The organism is Natronomonas salsuginis, assembly GCF_005239135.1.
In the GTDB taxonomy this organism is placed as follows: Archaea; Halobacteriota; Halobacteria; order Halobacteriales; family Haloarculaceae; genus Natronomonas; species Natronomonas salsuginis.
In genome coordinates this window covers 1-19115 of the sequence record NZ_QKNX01000010.1, presented here as the reverse complement: position 1 = coordinate 19115, position 19115 = coordinate 1, and the positions used below count along the sequence as shown (strand labels likewise).

Here is a 19115-nt window from a genome sequence, read left to right as displayed (position 1 = left end):
TTGTCTCCCACCGTGTCGGCTTCCTCCCCGGCCGACTGGCGTCGTCCTTCCGACTCGGCGTCGAAAGCCCTCGCTCCTTGAGGCCGGGGGCTCCGCCTCGAAAGACGCTGAAAAGCGCCGGACGGTCTCATATCGTCGCTTTTCGTTTGCGAAGCAAGAGACGACACCACGGCGATCGTTGCCGCACGATTCGGAAACATTTAACCTCGAACGGTCGTCAGTTCCAACGAGACGCTGCAATGAAGATACTCGTCACCGTCAAAGAAGTTGCCGAGGTCGACGACGAGTTCGAAATCTCCGGACTCGACATCGCCGAAGGCTCTCTCGACTACGATCTCAACGAGTGGGACGACTACGCCGTTGAGGAGGCTGTTCAGATCTCTGAAGAAACCGACGACGTGGAGGTCATCACGGTCACCATCGGCCCCGAACGCGCCGAGGAGACTGTCCGGATGGCCCTCGCGAAGGGCGCAGACCGCGCGATCCGCGTATGGGACGACGCCCTCGACGAGGCACAGTTCCTCGACGTGAGCGCCAAAGCGGACATCATCGCCGCCGTCGCCGAGGAAGAGGAGCCGGACCTCGTCCTCTCGGGCGTCCAGGCCGGCGACGACTCCAACGGCGCGACTGGCGTCGCCGTGGCCGAACGCCTCGACTTCGAGTGGGCCGCCGTCGTGAACGATCTCGATCTCGACGCCGAGGCGGGACAGGCCGCCGTCCACCGCGAACTCGAAGGGGGCATCGAGGAGCTCACCGACGTCGACATCCCAGCCGTCTTGACGATTCAGACCGGGATCAACGAGCCCCGCTACGCCAGCCTCCGCGGTATCCGGCAGGCCCAGCGGAAGCCCCTCGACGCGAAGACGCTCGCCGATGTCGGCCTCGACGAGAGCGTCGTCGATTCGCCCGTCGAGCGCACCTCGATGTACGAGCCCGAATCCGAGAGCGACGCCGTCGTCTGGGAGGGCAGCCCCGAGGAGACAGCGAGCGAACTCGCGGCGTTCCTCCGTGACAAGGGGGTGGTCGAAGGATGACCGTGCTTGCCGTCGCCGAACACCGCCGCGGTGAGTTGCGCGATGTCTCCTTCGAACTCGTTACCGCCGGCCGTGAACTCGCTGACGAACACGGCACCGATCTCGCCGTCGCCATCATCGGCGGCGACGTCGATGGCTTCGCCGAGGAGCTCGACCGCGAGGGTGTCGACGCGATCTACACTGTCGCGGAGGGCGAGGAGTTCAACCACGGCGTCTACACGCAGGCGATCGAGCAGCTACACGCCGAACTCGCGCCGAGGGCGCTGCTGTTGCCGAACTCGGTCAACGGACTCGATTACGGGCCGGCCGTCGCCGGATCGCTCGGCCTTCCGCTCGTGACCGACGTGATCGGTCTGAAGGGCGACGAACCGGTCGAGATCACCCGCGAACAGTACGGCGGGAAGGTCGAAACGACCTACGACGTCGACTCCGAGCAGTACGTGCTGACGATCCGGCCGGCCGAGTGGCCGGTCGCCGAGGAACCCGGCGACGCGTCGATCGAGGCCTTCGAGGCCGACATCGACGCGTCGGCGCTCGGATCGACGGTCAACGGATTCGAGGAGGTCGCAGGCGGCGACGTCGACATCACCGAAGCCGACGTGTTGGTGTCGGTCGGTCGGGGGATCGAAGAGGAGGAGAACATCCCGCTGATCGAGGCGCTCGCGGACGCGCTCGGCGCGACGCTGTCCTCGTCGCGACCGATCGTCGACAACGGCTGGCTGCCGCAGAACCGTCAGGTCGGCCAGTCCGGAAAGGTCGTCACGCCGGACGTGTACATCGCGATCGGGATCTCCGGGGCGGTCCAGCACGTCGCCGGCATGAAGGGCGCCGATACGATCGTCGCGATCAACACCGACCCGAACGCGCCGATCTACGACATCGCGGACTACGGCATCGTCGACGACCTCTTCGAGGTCGTTCCTGCACTCATCGAGGATTTCGGCGGCGCAGCGCCGGCTCTGTAGACGCGAGCGCGCGTTCGCACCTCGGTTTTATCTCACCGTCCAGCGACCGCCTCGCGCCGCCGAGACGCAACTCTTTTGTGCAAATGAGTCCGTTAATGTACAGTAATGAACACTCGTGAGGAGGTTGCGCCGGCGGTCCAGTCGATCCTCGAGGCCGCCGAGGGGCGAACGGGCGGCGATCAGCCGCTGTCCGTCACGCCGCGATCGCTCCCGGACGCGCTCGCCGCGGCCGAAACCGATGGCCGCGTCCCGCTCATCGCCGAGGTGAAGCCGACCAGCCCGACCACCGACGGCGAGCGAACCGACGATCCGGTCGAACTCGCCGAGGCGATGGTCGACGGCGGCGCAGCGGCGCTGTCGGTGCTGACCGAACCGGAGCACTTCGGCGGCGCACCGGAGACGCTCGAGGCCGTCAGAGAAGCCGTCGACGTGCCCGTCCTCCGGAAGGACTTCATCCTCCGAGAGGCGCAACTAGACGTCGTCGAGGCCGATGTCGCGTTGCTCATCGCACGGTTCGTCGACGACCTCGAAGAGCTGCTCGCCGCCGCGCGCGATCGCGGCTTTCAGGTCCTCGTCGAAGCGCACACCCCTGAAGAGGTCGAGGCCGCCATCGACGCCGGGGCGACCATCGTCGGTGTGAACAACCGCGATCTGGGGAGGCTCGACGTCGATCTCGGCACGTTCGAGCGCGTCGCCGACTCGATCCCGGCAACGGCCCGCGAGAGCGTCACCCTGATAGCCGAAAGCGGCATAACGTCACGAGACGACGCTTCGCGGATGCGAGCGGCCGGGGCCGACGGTCTCCTCGTCGGCTCGGCGATCATGGACGGCGACGTCCGCACGAACACGGAGCGACTCACCGATGTCTGAACGGAGCGACTCACCGATGTCTGAACGGAGCGACTCACCCATGTCAACTGACACCAAATTCGGCAATTACGGCGGCCAGTACGTCCCGGAGGCGCTGATGCCTGCCATTGATGAACTGACGGACGCGTATCGACGGTACGTCTTGGAGAACGAGGACGGCTTCATGGACGAGTTCCGCGATCGGATCCGGGATTTCGGCGGGCGACCGACGCCGCTGCAGCGCGCCGAACAGCTCTCGGCGCGGTACGGCGTTGACGTGTATCTGAAGCGCGAGGATCTGCTGCACGGCGGCGCGCACAAGCTCAACAACGCTCTCGGGCAGGTGCTGTTGGCGAAGTACATGGGCAAAGAGCGGATCATCGCCGAAACCGGCGCAGGCCAACACGGCACGGCGACGGCGATGGCGGCGGCGCACCTCGACATGCCGTGTGAGATCTACATGGGCCGTCGCGACATCAATCGCCAGCGGCCGAACGTGTTCCGGATGCGGATCAACGGGGCCGAGGTCACCCCCGTCGACGTCGGCCGCGGCACGCTGAAGGAGGCGATCAGCGAGACGATGCGCGACTGGGCGACGACCGTCGAAACGACACACTACGTCATCGGAAGCATCGTCGGGCCAGCGCCGTTTCCCGCGATGGTTCGAGACTTTCACTCGGTCATCTCCGAGGAGATCCGCGCGCAGTCGCTCGACAGGCTTGGTGGGCTGCCGGGTTCGGTCGTCGCCTGCGCGGGCGGCGGCTCGAACACGATGGGAGCGTTTGCCGAACTGCTCGACAACGAGGGCGTGACGCTGTACGCCGTCGAGGCGGGCGGCTCCTCGCTCACCGTCGACGAGGAGGCGGGCGTCGCGCCGCACTCGGCGTCGCTGTCGACCGGTGAGGAGGGCGTCCTCCACGGCGCGCGCACGAAACTGCTCCAGGACAGCCACGGGCAGATCATGGAATCACACAGCGTCTCCTCGGGGCTGGACTACTCGGGCGTCGGCCCGGAACTCTCTCACCTCGTCGACACGGGGCGTGTCAAGCCGGTCACTGTCGGCGACGACGACGCACTCGAGGCGTTCCACCGGCTCTCACAGGACGAGGGAATCATCCCCGCCCTAGAGACGGCCCACGCGTTCGGCTTCCTCGAAGCGGTTGCCGGACCGGACGGCGACGGTTCTGTCGAGTTCGACGAACCGATCGTCGTCAACGTCTCGGGCCGCGGCGACAAAGACCTTGAAGCGGCCATCGAGGAGACCGAAAAGCGGAACCTGGAGAACGCCCCACGGATGGAAGTGTTTGACCGGTGAGCCTCGACGACGCCTTCGACGAACCGGCGTTCGTGCCGTATCTCGCGGCCGGTGACCCGGACTTCGAGTCGTCCATCGAGTACGTCGAGGCGCTCGCCCGCGGCGGCGCGGACGTGATCGAACTCGGTCTCCCGTTCTCCGAGCCGATCGCCGAGGGGCCGACGATCCAGCGGGCGGTCGTCCGCGCGCTCGACGGCGGCATGACGCCCGAACGGTTCTTCGAGTTCGTCGAGGCGCTCGATGTCGACGTGCCGCTCGTCTGCATGACGTACTACAACCTGCTCTACCAGTACGGCGACGAACCGGTCCGTCCGTTCGTCGAGCGAGCCGCCGAAGTCGGGATTTCGGGGTTCGTCGTCCCCGACTTACCCGCCGAGGAGGCGGACCTCCTCCGCGAGGCCTGCGACGAGTTCGGCCTCGACCTGATCTTCATCGTCGCGCCGACGACGGCCGGCGAGCGTCTCGAACGGATCATGGACCGCGTGTCGGGCTACGTCTACGTGCAGGCGCGCCTCGGCGTCACCGGCGCGCGCACTTCGTTGTCGGACCACACCGCCGAGACGCTGGCGCGACTCGAGGATTACGACGTCCCGAAGGCGGTCGGGTTCGGTATCTCGACGGGCGAGCACGCCGCGGGCGTCGTCGAAGCGGGGGCGGACGGCGTCATCGTCGGCTCTGCGTTGGTCGATATCGTCGCCGACGGGCACGACAACGACGACCCCACGGCCGACGTCGCAGCCCGGCTCGAAGTGCTCGCCCGTGAATTGAAGGCGGGCGCACTCGAGGGTTCGCAACGTCGTTCGCGACCGGAACGGACTTGAGGAAACCTTTCACACTCATAGATATCATGACACCAGGGATCACAGCACGCCTACAGCGAATCGGGACAGACGGTCGGTACGTGGTCGTACCGATGGATCACGGGATCACGATCGGGGCCGTCAAGGGACTGAAGGACATCGAATCGACGATCGACGCCGTCACGCGGGGCGGCGCCGACTCGGTACTGACACAGAAGGGGGTCGCGCGCCGCGTCCACGGTAACAAAAACGGCGCGGGCTACATCGCCCATCTGAACGGATCGACCACCATCGGCCCCGATGCGAACGACAAACGACCCACCGGCTCGGTCAAGGCCGCACTGCGGGCCGGCGCCGACGCCGTCTCGTTCCACATCAACGTCGGCTCGAATCACGAGCGCAAACAGATCGAAGGGCTCGGCCGGCTGACCGATCAGGCCGCCAACTACGGGCTGCCCGTTCTCGCGATGGCGTACGCCAGAGGCCCCGACATCCAGGGCGACGATCCCGAGGCGCTCGGCCACGCGGTCAGGCTCGCTGAGGAACTCGGCGCGGATCTGATAAAGACGGGCTACAGCGGCGACGCCGAGAGCTTCGAACACGTCTGTGAATCGACGAGCCGCCCGGTGCTCATCGCCGGCGGCTCGCCCGACGGCGACCTCGAATCGCTCCGCGCGGTGCGGGGCGCGATGGACGCCGGTGGCGCAGGCGTCTCGATGGGACGAACGATCTTCCAGCACGACGATCCCGAGCGGATGGCTCGTGCCGTCGCCTTGGTCGTTCACGAGGACCTCGGTGCCGCCGAGGCGCTCGAACGTGCCGAACTGTAACGCCGCCAGCACATTCGATCGCGCCGACTGCAACCCGTTGGCGCCCGCTCTCGTTCTCGTGTCCGTGTCGATGATTGTTGATATGTTCACCCCCGGTTATATTTAGCTTGGCTACTGTGTGACTCACGAGGGTATCTCATGACAATGGATGACCAACTGAACCGACGAGATATGATGAAGGCGACCGGCGGGAGCGCGCTGACGGCAGCGCTCGCCGGCTGTTCGTCACTGATCGGCGGCGAAGACGGCAACGGAAACGGCGGCAACGGCGGTAACGGCGGCCAACAGCAGACCGACGAGGTTCCGGACGAGCCGATTCAGGCCGGCTTGCAGACGTTCCTCGAAGGTGCGCCCGCCGTGCTCGGCCTGCAGGCGCAGTACGGGGCCGAAACCGCAGTTCGACGGATCAACGAGGCCGGCGGCGTCGCCGGACGGGAGATAGAACTCGAAGTGGTCGAGGAGGCCGGTGCGGCGATCGAGAACTACACTCGGTTCGTCGACGAGGGCAAGGACGTCACGTTCGGGCCCATCTCGAGTGGGAGCCACGAGCAACTGCTCCCGGTCATCGAGGAGCAGGGCGTCGTCAACGTCTCGACGGACGGGACGGTTTCGACGCTGTATGAGGGCGAGGATCCGCAGTACTCCTTCCGAGCCCAGAACCACGACGTGATGGAGGCATCCGCCGCGGCGCGAGCCGCGGTCGCGGACCTCGGCGCGGAGAACATCGACACGTACGCGAACATCAACCCTGACTACGCGTTCGGGTACGACGAGCGCGAGATCTTCAACGCGGCGATCGAGAACCTGACCGGCGCCGAGGAGGTTTACAGCGGGAACCCGGCGCTCGGCGCGAGCGACATGTCCTCGCACGTGACCGCGGTCGCGAACGAGTCGCCGGACGTGCTCTTTACGAGCTGTTGGGGCGGCGACGCCACGCTGTTGCTCGATCAGGGGCAATCGCAGGGGCTCTTCGACGAGGTCGGCGTCAGCGTCGGGACCGTCTGGTACGGCTCGGTCAACGATCTCGGCGAGGACGACATTCAGGGGAACCTCTGGGGCGGCTCCCGGAACTACTACTGGGGCTCGCCGTCGATGGAGCAGTGGCCGCCGGGACAAGAGCTCTACGACGAAGCGCAGGACGAATACGGCGTCGTCCCGACTGCGCACTTCATGAGCGGCTACGCGGCCGTCGCGTCGTGGGCGACCGCGACCGAGAAGGCCGCCCAACTCGTCGGCGGCTATCCGAGCCAAGAGCAGATCGCCGCGACGCTCGAAAACCACGGCTTCTACACGCCCGCCGGCTATCACACGGTTGCGCCGAACCACCAGACCTACTCGACGGCGCACTTCGGTCGCATCGAGTGGGATGACGATCGCGGGCACGCCGTGCTCGAAGACCTCGAGGCGATTCCGCCGAGCCACGTCTCGCCACCGCAGGGCCAGGTGTCGCTGGACTGGGTCAACAACTGGTAACCTTCCTTTCCACGTATTTGCATGACTGTAAGCGTACAACGGAAAACGACAGTAACCCCGGGACGTGACGGGTATGCTTGAATCCGCGCTCTTCGCCTCGCCCGGCCTGCTCGTCGAGCAGACACTCAACGGGCTCTTTTTCGGGTTCATCCTGTTTATGATCGCGACCGGGCTGACGATCATCTTCGGCGTCCTCGGGATCTTGAACCTCGCGCACGGCGAGTTCTACGCGCTCGGCGCGTTCCTCGTGTTCAGCATTGCCGGGTTTCTCGTCGGCGTCGTCGGGGAACCGACCGGGGTGACTTCCGGATTGATCTTCGCCGCCGTGGTGATCCTCGCATTGCTCGTCTCGGCGGCCGTGCTGTTACCGGTGAGCGCGATCATCGAGACCGTGCTCATTAGACCGATCTACGACCGAAAGGAGGTGTATCAGCTCCTCTTGACCTACGCGCTCCTCCTGATGCTCGTCGACGTGATGTTGTTCATCTGGGGCGGCACCCCGCGACGGCTGGAGGGTGTCTTCGGGACGGTCAATCAGGTACCGACGACCGAACTCGTCGGGTTCAGCTATCCGAGCTACAACATCTTCGCCATTCTGGTCGGCCTCGGCGTGTTCGGATTCCTGATCTGGTTTTTCGAGCGGACGAAGACCGGCCGCATCGTGCGTGCGACCGCGATCAACCGCGAGGCGGCGACGGCGATGGGCGTCAGCCCTGATCGCGTGTTCACGCTCGTCTTCGCGATGGGCGGGTTCTTCGCCGGCTTTGCGGGTGCGATCCACGGTGCCGGACCCATCTCAGCGGGTGTCGAGATGGGGACGAACCCGCTCGTGCTCTCGTTCGTCGTCATCGTCGTCGGCGGTCTCGGATCGATCAAGGGTGCGTTCGTTGCCGCACTCCTCATCGGCGTCGCGAGCCGATGGGCGATATTGCTGTATCCGCCGGCCGAACTGGCCGCGCCGTTCGCTATCATGGTCGCTGTACTACTGCTGAGACCGGAGGGTCTCTACGGAACCTGGGGTGAGATCGAATGAGCACCGACGACACCGACGCGGACGGGCCGCGTCGCTTCCGCCTGATAAAGGGCGTCAAACTGACGCCGAAGCAGCTGCTGTACGCCTTCTTGGGCCTCTTCGCGCTGTTTCTCGTCCCCGAACTCCAGGGGTTCCAATCGCAGCTCCGCGTCAGAACCGTCTACGTCGGCCTCTGTTGGGGGCTGGCGGCGCTCGGGCTGAACCTGCTGTTGCGTCACACCGAACTCGTCTCCTTCGGTCACGCCGCCTTCTTCGGCGGCGGTGCCTACGGTGCGGCCATCGCCGCGCGATACGGCGGCATCGAGGAGGCACTCCTCCTCGTGCTGGCGGGAATCATCCTCGCGACGTCGCTCGCCGTCCTCATCGGCTGGCTCGTCGCCGGCTACCTGGACATCTACTTCTCGCTTTTGACGCTCGCGTTCAACCAACTCCTGTTCGCGATCGTGATGGGCAGTCCGGAGCTACTCGGCTCCGACGACGGGCTCGGGGTTCGTCCCGAGAGCGACTTGCTGCGGCCGACGATCTTCGGCATGGAGTGGGGATCGACCCAGTACGAGGTGTTGATCTACTACCTCGCCATGGTCGTCCTCGTCGTCATGTTGGTCGTGACCTGGCGGATCATCAACTCGCCGTTCGGCCGCGCGCTCGACGCGATCGGACAGGACCGGACGCGAGCGCGATTCATCGGCGTGCCTGTCAAGCGATACGTCTGGTTGACGTTCATCATCTCCGCCGTCTACGGCGGACTCGCGGGCGGCCTCTACGCGCTCAGCATGCTACACATCCGCCCGACGAGCTCGCTGTTCGTGCTCCGCTCGGGCGAAATCCTGTTCATGGCGATCCTCGGCGGCTTCCAGACCCTGTTGGGTCCGATCGTCGGCGGTATCGTCCTGACGTACATGCTCACCGAACTCCGCTTCGCAACGGAGTACTGGGAGTTCGCGACCGGGTTCGTGCTGTTTCTCGTCGTCTTCTTGCTCCCGAACGGCGTCATCGGTTCGCTGCCGGCCATCGCCGGTGGGATCAAAGACCGCGCGCGGAACCCCGGGATGCTCTCGGGTGACGCGAGCTTCCTGGGCGGACTCCTCGCGTCGAAACTACGCGACGCCGCCGAAACGACCAAAATCCTCCTGTTCGGGGTGAAGTGAGATGCTCGAAGCACGCAATCTGGTAAAGGAGTTCGGCAAACTCCGCGCGACGGACGACGTATCGATACGGTTCGGCGAGGAGGAGGGCGAGATGGTGTTCATCGTCGGCCCGAACGGGGCCGGCAAAACCACGCTCATCAACCTCCTCACCGGACTCTTAGAGCCCGACGAGGGATCGGTGATCATGCACGAGGCGGACGGGACCGCCGAGCGCGACATCACCGGCATGCGCCCCGATCGACGCGTCAAGGAGGGGCTCGTCAGGAGCTTCCAGATCGTCCACCTCTTTGAGGAGATGACGGTTCGGGAGAACATCCGGACGGCCTCGCTGTCGAATCACGGCAAGTTCACTGAGGTGCGAAGCCTCGACAACGAACACGAGGTGGTCGAATCGGACGTCGACGACCTCCTCGAGCAGTTCCGCCTAGAGGACGTCGCCGACGAGGTCGCGGAGACGTTGCCGCACGGCGACCGAAAGCTCCTCGACGTCGCGATCTCCTTCGCGCTCGAGCCGAACTACCTGCTCCTCGACGAGCCGACCTCCGGCGTCGGCTCCGAGGAGAAGGAGTACGTCATCGAGACAGTCGTCGAGGCGAGCAAAGAGCAGAACGTCTCGACGGTCACGATCGAACACGACATGGACATCGTCAGAAACTACGCCGATCGGATGGTCGCCCTCGTCGAGGGGAGCGTCTTCAGGGAGGGCCCGCCGACGCTTCTCGACACCGACGCCGAACTTCGGCGCACCCTCCTGGGGGTGACCGAAGATGAGTGACGCCCTCCTCGAACTGGAGAACAACTACGCGATGGTCGAGGGCTTCGAGGTCACGCACGGCCTCGATCTCACGGTCAACGAGGGCGAAGCGGTCGGTCTCGTCGGCCGAAACGGCGCGGGCAAGACCTCGACGTTCCGCGCGGTGATGGGACTGACGCCGCTCGCCGACGGCTCGATCCGCTACAGTGGTGAGGAGCTCACCAAGCTCCGACCGGAAGTCATCCCGACTCGCGGGATCGGCTACCAACCGGAGGGCCGCGATCTGTTCACCGGGATGACCGTCGAGGAGAACTTCCGGCTCCCGATCTGGTCTTCCGGAAAGGCACGCGGTATCGACGACGAGGATGCGATGGTCGAGACGATCTTCGACATCTTCGACGAGCTCGATCACCGACGCGACGCGGAGGTGCAGAACCTGAGCGGCGGGCAGGCCAAGATGTGCGCGATCGGCCGTGCAATGGCGCTCGACCCTGACCTGTTGATCCTCGACGAGCCGCTCGAGGGGCTCGCCCCGATCGTCGTCGAGAACCTCAAATCCTACATTCACGAGATCATCGACCGCGGCATCTCCGTGCTCGTCGCCGAGTCTAACGCGAGCCACGTCCCCGAGATCGTCGACCGGATGTACGTCATCGAACGCGGCGAGATCGTCGACAGCGGCGATCCAGACGTGCTGTTGGAAGACGAGCAGATTCAGGAGATGATGCAGGGCGGCGGGTAATCGAACGGCCTCGCTCGCACCACCCACTGCTCGACTCGAACTGCCGATTCTTATTTGCCGCTCGACCACGGAGAGTGGGGTGTGCAGGAGTACGAGCGCAAACAGCTGCTCGAACGCATCGGTCGGGAGGGGTCGACGCTCGGCGTCGACATCCCCGAACGGATCGAGATCCAGGGCGAAGAGATCGACCTCCGCGAGTTCGTCTTCGAGATCAAACGCCGCGAGACGGTGCCGGCGGGCGAGCGCGACCGCGTCGAGCGGGCGAAACGCAACCTGCGGCGCGAACGGCTCGAACGAAAGGCGCGCATCGAGGACGGGGAGATCAGCTTCGAGACGGGCGAGCAGGTCGCCAACGCGATCGTCGGGATCGACCGGGCGCTCGAAGCGCTCGAGAGTCTGGGCTCCGGGAGCGTCGAGGCGGAGGCGAAACGCCAGGAGGCCGCGGACACGAAACGCTGGATGGACTTCCTGAAACAGGCGTTGGGTCGCGACGACGGCGGCCCGCGGGTTCGGGGCCGATGAACCGAGCGGTTGCGGGAGCGGGTTCGTGAGCAAAAACGCCGCGGTCGCCGCGCTGTTGGAGGAGATGGCGGATCACCTCGAGGCGCGCGATGTCGAGTACAAACCGAACGTCTACCGTCGCGCGGCCGACAGCATCCTGGGCCACACCGTCGCCGTCGAACGGTTGTACGAGGAGGGCGGCGAGGACGCCCTCGACGAGATCGAGGACGTCGGCGACGCCATCGCCGCCAAGACCGCGGAGTTCCTCGAAACTGGCACGATCGGGGAGCTGGAGGAACTCCGCGAGGGGCTGCCCGTCGACATGGCCGCGCTGACGGCCGTCGAGGGCGTCGGTCCGAAGACCGTCGGCGCGCTGTACGAGGCGCTGGGGATCGAAACGCTCGACGACCTCGAAGCGGCCGCGGAGGCCGGTGAAATACGAGAGGTGACGGGGTTCGGCGCGAAGACAGAGGCGAACATCTTGGAGAACATCCCGTTCGCCCGCGAGGCGCGAGAGCGGAGCCTGCTCGGCGACGCCCGACCCGTCGCCGACCGGATTGTCGCCTTCTTCGCGGGCCACGAGGCCGCCGAGACGGTCGAGACGGCGGGATCGATCCGGCGGTGGCGGCCAACGATCGGCGACGTCGACGTGTTGGTCGCGAGCGACGACGGCGACGCGATCATCGGAGCGTTCGAGGCGTGGGAGGGGACCGATTCGGTGATCGAGGCCGGGACGAACAAGGCCTCGGTCCGATCCGAGGGTCAGCGTGTCGACCTGCGCGTCGTGGTTCCCGAGGAGTTCGGGGCGGCCCTGCAGTACTTCACGGGGAGCAAAGATCACAACGTCGCGCTCCGAAACCGCGCGATCGGGATGGATCTCAAGGTCAACGAGTACGGCGTCTTCGACGTCTCCGCGGTCGACGACCCCGAGGCGAGCCAGCGCGTCGGGACTCGGGTCGCCGGCGAGACGGAAGCCGGCGTCTACGACGCGCTCGGACTCCCACTCATCCCGCCCGAGCTGCGCGAGAACCGCGATGAGATCAGGCGGGCCGCTGAGGGGACGCTCCCGACCCTCGTCGAATGTGGCGACGTGCTCGGCGACCTCCACGTCCACACGACCGCCTCGGACGGCACGGCGACGATCGTCGAGATGGCCGAGGCGGCGGCCGACTACGGCCACGAGTACCTCGGAATCGCCGACCACGCGACGGGACCGGGGATGGTCGGCGGCGTCGGCCTCGACGACGAGGAACTGCTCGCGCACGCCGACGCCGTGCGCGAGGCGAACGACGATGCGTCGATCGAACTGTTCGCGGGCGTCGAGGCGAACATCGGCACTGAGGGCTCGATCAGCGTCGGCGACGACGCCCTCGAATCGCTCGATTGCGTGGTCGCCTCGCCGCACAGCGCCCTCGACGGCGACGGGACCGACCGACTCGTGACCGCGATCGAACACCCCGCGGTCGACGTCATCGGCCACCCGACCGGCCGGCTGTTGAACCAACGGCCCGGTCACGACATCGACATCGAGCGGGTCGCCGCGGCCGCCGCCGACCACGACACGGTGCTCGAAATCAACGCCGATCCGCGACGACTGGACCTCCGATCGAGCTACGCCAAGGTCGCGATCGAGGCCGGCGCGACGATCAGTATAAACACGGACGCCCACGGCGTCGAGACCCTCGATTACATGCGATTCGGCGTCCACACTGCCCGCCGCGGCTGGGTCGAACCCGACGACGTGCTCAACTGTTTGGACGCAGCTGGCGTGCGAGCGTTTCTGGATCGATGACCGACGCCCCGGGTGGCGATCGCGGCGTCATCGCCCCGGACACCGACCGACTCCTGCTCGACGTTATGCTCGGCAAACTCGCCGTCTACTTCCGGGTCTGCGGGTATGATGCGGCCTACGCGTTGGATCGAGGAATCGAGGACGACGATCGCCTCGCGACGCTCGCCGAGGGAGAGAGTCGCCGCCTGCTGACGCGAGACGTCGAGTTGGCTGCGAGCGTCGACGGGGCCGTTCTGGTCACCGCGCTCGAACTCAACGACCAACTGGCCGAACTCCGCGAAGCGGGCTTCGCCCTCGCAATCGCCGACCTGCCGACGCACTGCGGGCGCTGTAACGGCATCCTCGATCCCGTTCCATCCGAATCGGAGACCCCCGAGTACGCCCCTGACCCCGCAAGTACCGACTGCTGGCGCTGTCGCTCGTGCGGACAGGTCTTCTGGAAGGGTAGCCACTACGATCGGATCGACGAGATGCTCGGCTAGCGGTCGGTTCGAGGACGGCGATCAGCTGGTGTTCGGCGACCACTCGTCGCAGGCGTCCATGTCGTCCATCGCCTCGCTGTGGAGCCCGCAGTACGGCACCAGCCCGTCGTCGGTGCGGACGTAGCGGAAGTACGCGCAGTTGCCGCAGTAGGTGTCGCTGATCGGGGTCGATGGGCCGTCGTCGAGGAACTCCGCGTCGTCGGAGAACCCAGGTTCGCGTATCGTTGGCTCGTGGTCGGTTCCGCCGTCGGTGGGGTCGACGCTCGCCCCGCCTGAACGCGTGCGCGTTCCCCCGTCCGGCCGGTTGGTCTGCGTTTCGACCTCCCCGTCGGGCGTCGCGCCCAACATGCCGATGCCCCCGAGTCGGCCGCGCAACTCGTCGTTCGACACCTCGACCACCCGCGTTTCCCCCTCCTTCGTGATCTCGAGGGAGATCGTTCCGCCCGGGTCGTTGCGGGCTTTGAAGTTGGCGACGGCAGTAAACAGACACCAGCTCGTCACGATCGTGCCGACGAAGTAGCTCACCGAGACGACGAGCGTCATCGTCGTGTCTCCGGAGCCGCCGACCCAATCGACCGGGTAGAAGCGAACGAACAGCCCGACGCCGACGAGGCTGAAAAGCGCGCCGACGGCCGCCGCAGCCTGGAGCCGTCTGGAGGCTCTGGGCAGCGCGACCATCGTCCCGAGAAGCACTGCCGGGAATCCGATTCCGCCCAACACGCCGGCGAGCTCTCGTGCTTCGAACTGCCCGAGCCCGAGCGTCGCGCCAAGCTCGGTCGAGACGACGAGGAGTCCGGTCGTAACGAGAATCGCCCCGACCCCGAACAGCGCGACACCGGCGTACAGCCGCTGGAGGCCGCCCCCGCCTCCTCCCCTGTAGACCTCGGTGAGGCTAGCCATAGGGGCCGTTCTCGTTCGACCCACAAAACACTATGTCAGACGAGCGCAAGACGACGCGAAACGCGTCTCTCGATTCACACGTCTCGAATCCGCTGTTCGGCCGACGCGAGCGCCTCGTCGGCGTCGAACGATTCGACGATCGAATCCAGCGTCTCCCGGTCCGCATCGGCCAGGTCCGCCGCGTGTTCGGTCATGTTCGGGACGGCACGAATCAGGTTATCGACGATCGGGACCGTCGCCGCCCGCGCCGACCGCGACATGGGGTTGAGATCGATCACGAGCTCGGTTTTCCCCATCGCCCCGAGCGCCTCGGCTCGGTCGCCGTCCTCCAGCGGTACCAACACCACGTCCGCCGCGCCGATCCCGTCGGCGTCGACCTTCGCCCGCTCGTGATCCAGCCCGGGAATTCGCCCGTCGGCGGTCAGTCCCTTGACTGCCTCGGCCCCGTGGTCGCGCAGGTGTTCGGCGATCCGCTCGATCCGCCCGTCGGTCCGGTTGAACAGGTTCACCTCGATGTCCGACCCGGTCGTCTCGGCCAGTTCGACGATCTCGCCGGGAGCGAGCGCGGCGACGTTGCCGTTGACCGACAACACGGTATGCTCGGCGCGAAGCAAGTGCGCGGCGGCGGCGCGCTCGGCCTCGGCCGCGCTCGGAATGGTCTCCTCGCCGAGCAGATAGTCGAACGCCTCGCCGCGGCCCTGTGCGATGAGCCCCTGTCTGGACGTGAGACCGCGATCGACGCCGGCTTCGATGCGGTGTCGCGTCAACAGCGACTCGTATCTGGGGTGTGATTCCGGGATCTCCGGACCGGTCATACCGCCCGGTCGGATGGCGGCGGATAAAAGCGTCCCGTTCGCGCGAGCGCGACCGCCCTCGGGTTTATTGGCCCAACGCGAGAACGCCCAGTGTGTCTTCCTCCCACGATCCCCCCGTCAGCCGACTCGCGAGCGATGTTCGTACCGGCCGTCGATCGTCGGCCGACCTCGTCGAGGCCGCGCTGGATCGCATCGACGCCACGGCAGATCTGAACGCGTTTATCGCGGTCATCGCCGACGACGCGCGCGAGCGCGCCGCCGAGATCGACGCTGACGTCTCGGACGGGCGCGATCCTGGGCCGCTCGCCGGGGTCCCCGTCGCGATCAAGGACCTCCGGACTCGAAAGGAGGGCGTCCCGAACACGCTGGGGTTGAAACCGCTCGCAGACAACGTCGCGAGCGACGACTCGATCGCCGTCGAACGGTTGGAGGCCGCGGGCGCGGTCGTCGTCGGGACGACGAGCACCCCCGCGCTGGCGCACACGATCAAGACCGAGAACCGCCTCGTCGGCGCGACGCCGACACCGTTCGACACCGAGCGCTCCGCCGGGGGTTCCTCGGGCGGTTCCGCGGCGGCGCTCGCGGCGGGTGCGATCCGCCTGGCGACCGGATCGGACGTCGGCGGGTCGCTCCGCGTGCCGGCCTCCTGCTGTAACGTCGTCGGGTTCAAACCGACGCTCGGCGTCGTTCCCGAGTACACGTCGATGGACGGCTTTTGCGCGCAGACGCCCGCCTTCGTCGGCGGGCCGATGGCCCGAACCGTCGACGACGTCGCGCTCACGCTCGACGTGCTGTCGGGCCGCGACGACCGAGATCCGCTGTCGGTGCCTCTCGGTGGCGTCACGTACGCCGACGCGACGGACCGGCCGACAGACGACCTCTCGATCGCTTACAGCCCGAACCTCGACCTTCAGCCCGTCGATCCCGTCGTCCGTGAGACGGTCGGCGACGCGGTCGACGACCTCGCCGCGGCCGGCGTGACCGTCGAGTCCGTCGACGTGGATCTGCCCCCGTACGAGGCGCTCTCGATGGCGTACGTCCGGCAGGTCGGCGCGTTTTTCGGCGCCCTCGCCGCACAGGTCGAGTCGGCGCACGGGATCGACCTCGAGACGGCTGACGTCGAGAACACGCTCCAGTCGACGATCGCGCTCGCCGACGGCGTCGAGACGCTCGAAGAGCGCCTGGCGAACGTCCCGCGAACCGACGCCTATCGGGCGATCGAGGCGTCGTTCGATGGTCACGACGCCCTCGTGACGCCGACGCTCACCGTTCCGCCGTACGGCAAATCACTGGACGACGGCTATCCGACGGAGATCGACGGTCAGTCGGTGCTCGGCGTCCCCACCGACGCGATGCTCACCTGGGTGTTCAACCTGACCGGCCACCCCGCCGCCTCGGTCCCCGCTGGCTTCACGGACGACGGTCTCCCAGTCGGCTTGCAGGTCGTCGGCCGCCGGTTCGCCGAGGCGGACGTGCTGGCCGTCGCGGCGGCGCTCGAACGGGCGCGGCCGTGGGCGGACGCATACCCCGACTATTTCTGATAGGACCGACTGGACTTCGAGGCGCTGAAGGCCAGTGTAACTGCGAGTATCTCAGGTTATACTCACGTACCCCGAGTCGTGATCGAGCGCTAAATTAGCCGCGATTTCGGCGTTTCTGATCGCGTACTGGGCGGTCTGATGGAGGCTGACGATAATTTGTCGTACGCGGAGCAACTCCGCGTTGTCTACCTCGGGGATCGCTTCCAGTAGTGTCCGTTCCGCTGTCTCGACCTCGTTGTACAGCGTCAAACACTCCCGATAGAGGTCGTACTTCCGTTTGATGACCGTGTCGATGGCGAGCGAACTCAGTTCGCTGACCTGCGTGCTGAACGTGGAGATGTTTCGGATCGTCGGTTGGTCGACGGCGAGCGGTTTCCCGTCGGCCTCCACGACGCTGGTCGCGATGTCCTCAGCATTGTCCGCGGTGAGTTCGAGGTTCTTGGCGACCGACCGGTACCCAATGAGGGGACGCCCACTGTCGAGACCGATCGCTCGTATCTGTCTCGGGTTCTGGTAGGAGGTGAAGATCAATCGTAGAATAAGGACGAAGATCTTGTTCGCCTGCCGCTCGCGGTTCATCGCCCGTTTAGCCAACTCGGTGTTGCCGTGTAAGAGGGCCTTGACCGCCTCTTTGCGCATCGTCGAGCCCGTGTTCTCGAGGCGCCTGATCATGTTGGTTATATCGAAATCTTCCGAGTCGACAGAGCACCGTACCGAAACGGTTCGTGGCGTCTCCTCGATCACACCGAGTCCCATCAGTTGTGTTTCGGCTCCGTAGATCGCTGCCGTCTGCTCGTTCGTCAGGTCGTCATCGCTTTCGACTGTGATCACCTGCCGACCCAGTACGTACTGGCCGATGATGACTCGTTCGAGTGATTGTCGGTCGAGATCTTGTGCGTGAACGACCGCTTTGGTTCCGGTCGCCTGCTGTAATTCCGGGGTAACGGTGAGGACACCACGGTCGCTTGGCTCGATAACGAGATTGTCGCCCTTGTTAACATGGTGTTGTTTCGCCCACGTTGCTGGTAACGTCATCGCGAGCGTGGAGCGACCTAACTTCTGAACTTTCCTATTGTCCATGTATCTTCAAACAAATGGTGTTACTTTACTCTTACTTCATTAATAATACCGGTATGTGATATTTTGAACCTCTTAAATAAACATATGCATTAGGTAGGTATTTGTTCTCGAAGGCGATACGGTACGCAATGACCGATACACCGCTCGTTATCGGGATTTGCGGGAGCCTTCGTGATCAGAGTACTACCCGAACGGCAATCTCCCACGTGTTGGACGCCGCCACCGATTCTGGTGCCGACACAAATTGTCTCGACCTCAGAGACTGGGATCTCCCGCTTTTCGATCCCGACGACAGAACCCGCGGCGACGCATCCGAATTGAGTCGAACCGCCCGAGCGGCGGATTCGATCGTACTGGGAACGCCCGTTTATCATGGGATGATTTCGTCGACATTGAAGAACGCGCTCGATTACCTCGGAAAAGAGGAGTTCGCCGGTAAAACCGTTGGGCTAGTGGTAACTGCCGGCGGTGGATCGTACGGACCGACGTTGGAGCATTTGCGTACCGGTGTTCGATCGGTTCATGGATGGACGCTCCCTCACGAAATCGGTATTCGTAACGCGTCGAACGCGTTTGACGAGAGGCGTATCGTCGATCCGGGATTAGAAGAGCGGATTCAGAAATTGGGTCGCATGACCGTCACGTACGCCGGTGTCGGGTCACCACCGAAGTGATCGATATTTAGCAATGGAACTCGAATTTGCGGTTAAATCGCAATCTATCCGAGTGAGTACCTTACAGATCACTTCTGTAGCGGGGCCGTCCGCCTACTGCGGTTCTTCGACGACGTTACTGAGAGTACCGATCCTCTCAACATCGATTTCGACCGGGTGTGTGCAATTGGATATCTTGGAACGTTTCGACGCCCTCCGGCGTCCTCACTGCGATGATGTCGCTCGGTTACAACTCGTCGCGCGAGGCGATATGGATAAAGAGCTGTGTTGAATCGCCATACAGCGGTGGAACTCACTGTTTCACGGCTCGCTTGATGTTATAGACCACACACATCAGCGCGATTTCTCGGAACTCACGGAACCAAGTACGCGCTCGCACGGCGAAGC

General features: G+C 65.2%; 19 protein-coding genes and 1 pseudogene. 16 read left to right on the top strand and 4 right to left on the bottom strand.

Translation table 11 applies throughout. The features are described from left to right. The first annotated feature begins 239 nt into the window (after positions 1–239). The 14 genes from DM868_RS14860 (at position 240) to DM868_RS14795 (ending at position 13718) form a co-directional block, all read left to right on the top strand. Positions 240–1034 carry an electron transfer flavoprotein subunit beta/FixA family protein gene (locus DM868_RS14860; protein WP_137277624.1) on the top strand — a complete coding sequence of 265 codons (795 nt, stop codon included), beginning with the start codon at positions 240–242 and terminating at the stop codon, positions 1032–1034. After that, a complete protein-coding gene (locus tag DM868_RS14855) occupies positions 1031–1999 on the top strand; it encodes an electron transfer flavoprotein subunit alpha/FixB family protein (protein WP_137277623.1) in 969 nt (322 codons plus the stop codon). The genes DM868_RS14860 and DM868_RS14855 overlap by 4 nt, the downstream gene beginning before the upstream one ends. A gap of 105 nt (positions 2000–2104) precedes the next feature. Beyond that, positions 2105–2869 carry an indole-3-glycerol phosphate synthase gene (trpC, locus tag DM868_RS14850; RefSeq protein ID WP_137277622.1) on the top strand — a complete coding sequence of 255 codons (765 nt, stop codon included), beginning with the start codon at positions 2105–2107 and terminating at the stop codon, positions 2867–2869. 40 nt (positions 2870–2909) lie between these two features. After that, positions 2910–4163: a tryptophan synthase subunit beta gene (gene trpB / locus DM868_RS14845; protein WP_137277621.1), complete on the top strand. Its 1254-nt coding sequence runs from the start codon at positions 2910–2912 to the stop codon at positions 4161–4163. After that, positions 4160–4984, top strand: coding sequence for a tryptophan synthase subunit alpha (gene trpA / locus DM868_RS14840; protein WP_137277620.1), 825 nt, complete (start codon positions 4160–4162; stop codon positions 4982–4984). The genes trpB and trpA overlap by 4 nt, the downstream gene beginning before the upstream one ends. Before the next feature lie 26 nt (positions 4985–5010). After that, positions 5011–5793 carry a 2-amino-3,7-dideoxy-D-threo-hept-6-ulosonate synthase gene (locus DM868_RS14835; RefSeq protein WP_137277619.1) on the top strand — a complete coding sequence of 261 codons (783 nt, stop codon included), beginning with the start codon at positions 5011–5013 and terminating at the stop codon, positions 5791–5793. A 138-nt stretch (positions 5794–5931) separates the two neighbouring features. Then, on the top strand, positions 5932–7266 hold the full coding sequence (locus DM868_RS14830) for a substrate-binding domain-containing protein (protein ID WP_222845563.1): 1335 nt from the start codon (positions 5932–5934) through the stop codon (positions 7264–7266). 73 nt (positions 7267–7339) lie between these two features. Then, complete coding sequence (locus DM868_RS14825) at positions 7340–8299, top strand: branched-chain amino acid ABC transporter permease (RefSeq protein WP_137277618.1); 960 nt, start codon at positions 7340–7342, stop codon at positions 8297–8299. Beyond that, a complete protein-coding gene (locus tag DM868_RS14820) occupies positions 8296–9447 on the top strand; it encodes a branched-chain amino acid ABC transporter permease (RefSeq protein WP_137277617.1) in 1152 nt (383 codons plus the stop codon). The genes DM868_RS14825 and DM868_RS14820 overlap by 4 nt, the downstream gene beginning before the upstream one ends. 1 nt (position 9448) lies before the next feature. Further along, the gene (locus DM868_RS14815; RefSeq protein ID WP_137277616.1) at positions 9449–10222 is read left to right on the top strand and encodes an ABC transporter ATP-binding protein; all 774 of its coding nucleotides are present in this window, start codon (positions 9449–9451) and stop codon (positions 10220–10222) included. Beyond that, the gene (locus DM868_RS14810) at positions 10215–10943 is read left to right on the top strand and encodes an ABC transporter ATP-binding protein (protein WP_137277615.1); all 729 of its coding nucleotides are present in this window, start codon (positions 10215–10217) and stop codon (positions 10941–10943) included. Before DM868_RS14815 ends, DM868_RS14810 begins: the two co-directional genes overlap by 8 nt. Positions 10944–11024: 81 nt before the next feature. Then, positions 11025–11465: a DUF5788 family protein gene (locus DM868_RS14805; protein WP_137277614.1), complete on the top strand. Its 441-nt coding sequence runs from the start codon at positions 11025–11027 to the stop codon at positions 11463–11465. 25 nt (positions 11466–11490) lie between these two features. Further along, complete coding sequence (locus DM868_RS14800) at positions 11491–13236, top strand: helix-hairpin-helix domain-containing protein (RefSeq protein WP_137277613.1); 1746 nt, start codon at positions 11491–11493, stop codon at positions 13234–13236. Next, positions 13233–13718 (top strand): Mut7-C RNAse domain-containing protein, encoded by a 486-nt coding sequence (locus DM868_RS14795; RefSeq protein ID WP_137277612.1) that lies wholly within the window; start codon positions 13233–13235, stop codon positions 13716–13718. Before DM868_RS14800 ends, DM868_RS14795 begins: the two co-directional genes overlap by 4 nt. Positions 13719–13739: 21 nt before the next feature. On the opposite strand, the gene DM868_RS14790 is transcribed toward DM868_RS14795, so the two are convergent. Together DM868_RS14790 and DM868_RS14785 are read right to left on the bottom strand one after the other, a co-directional pair. Then, positions 13740–14618: a DUF7139 domain-containing protein gene (locus DM868_RS14790; protein WP_137277611.1), complete on the bottom strand. Its 879-nt coding sequence runs from the start codon at positions 14616–14618 to the stop codon at positions 13740–13742. 74 nt (positions 14619–14692) lie between these two features. After that, on the bottom strand, positions 14693–15433 hold the full coding sequence (locus DM868_RS14785) for a 4-phosphopantoate--beta-alanine ligase (protein ID WP_137277610.1): 741 nt from the start codon (positions 15431–15433) through the stop codon (positions 14693–14695). Positions 15434–15525: 92 nt separating this feature from the next. Here DM868_RS14785 and DM868_RS14780 point away from each other — a divergent pair, with 92 nt between their 5' ends. Then, the gene (locus DM868_RS14780; protein ID WP_137277609.1) at positions 15526–16974 is read left to right on the top strand and encodes an amidase; all 1449 of its coding nucleotides are present in this window, start codon (positions 15526–15528) and stop codon (positions 16972–16974) included. 51 nt (positions 16975–17025) lie between these two features. On the opposite strand, the gene DM868_RS14775 is transcribed toward DM868_RS14780, so the two are convergent. Continuing rightward, positions 17026–18054, bottom strand: coding sequence for a phosphate signaling complex PhoU family protein (locus DM868_RS14775; RefSeq protein ID WP_137277608.1), 1029 nt, complete (start codon positions 18052–18054; stop codon positions 17026–17028). Between the two features lie 128 nt (positions 18055–18182). Between DM868_RS14775 and DM868_RS14770 the strand changes: the two genes are divergently transcribed. After that, a complete protein-coding gene (locus DM868_RS14770; protein ID WP_137277607.1) occupies positions 18183–18728 on the top strand; it encodes an NADPH-dependent FMN reductase in 546 nt (181 codons plus the stop codon). Between the two features lie 292 nt (positions 18729–19020). Here the strand turns inward: DM868_RS14770 and DM868_RS14765 are convergent. Beyond that, positions 19021–19115, bottom strand: a pseudogene (locus DM868_RS14765) (IS5/IS1182 family transposase); the annotation flags it as partial.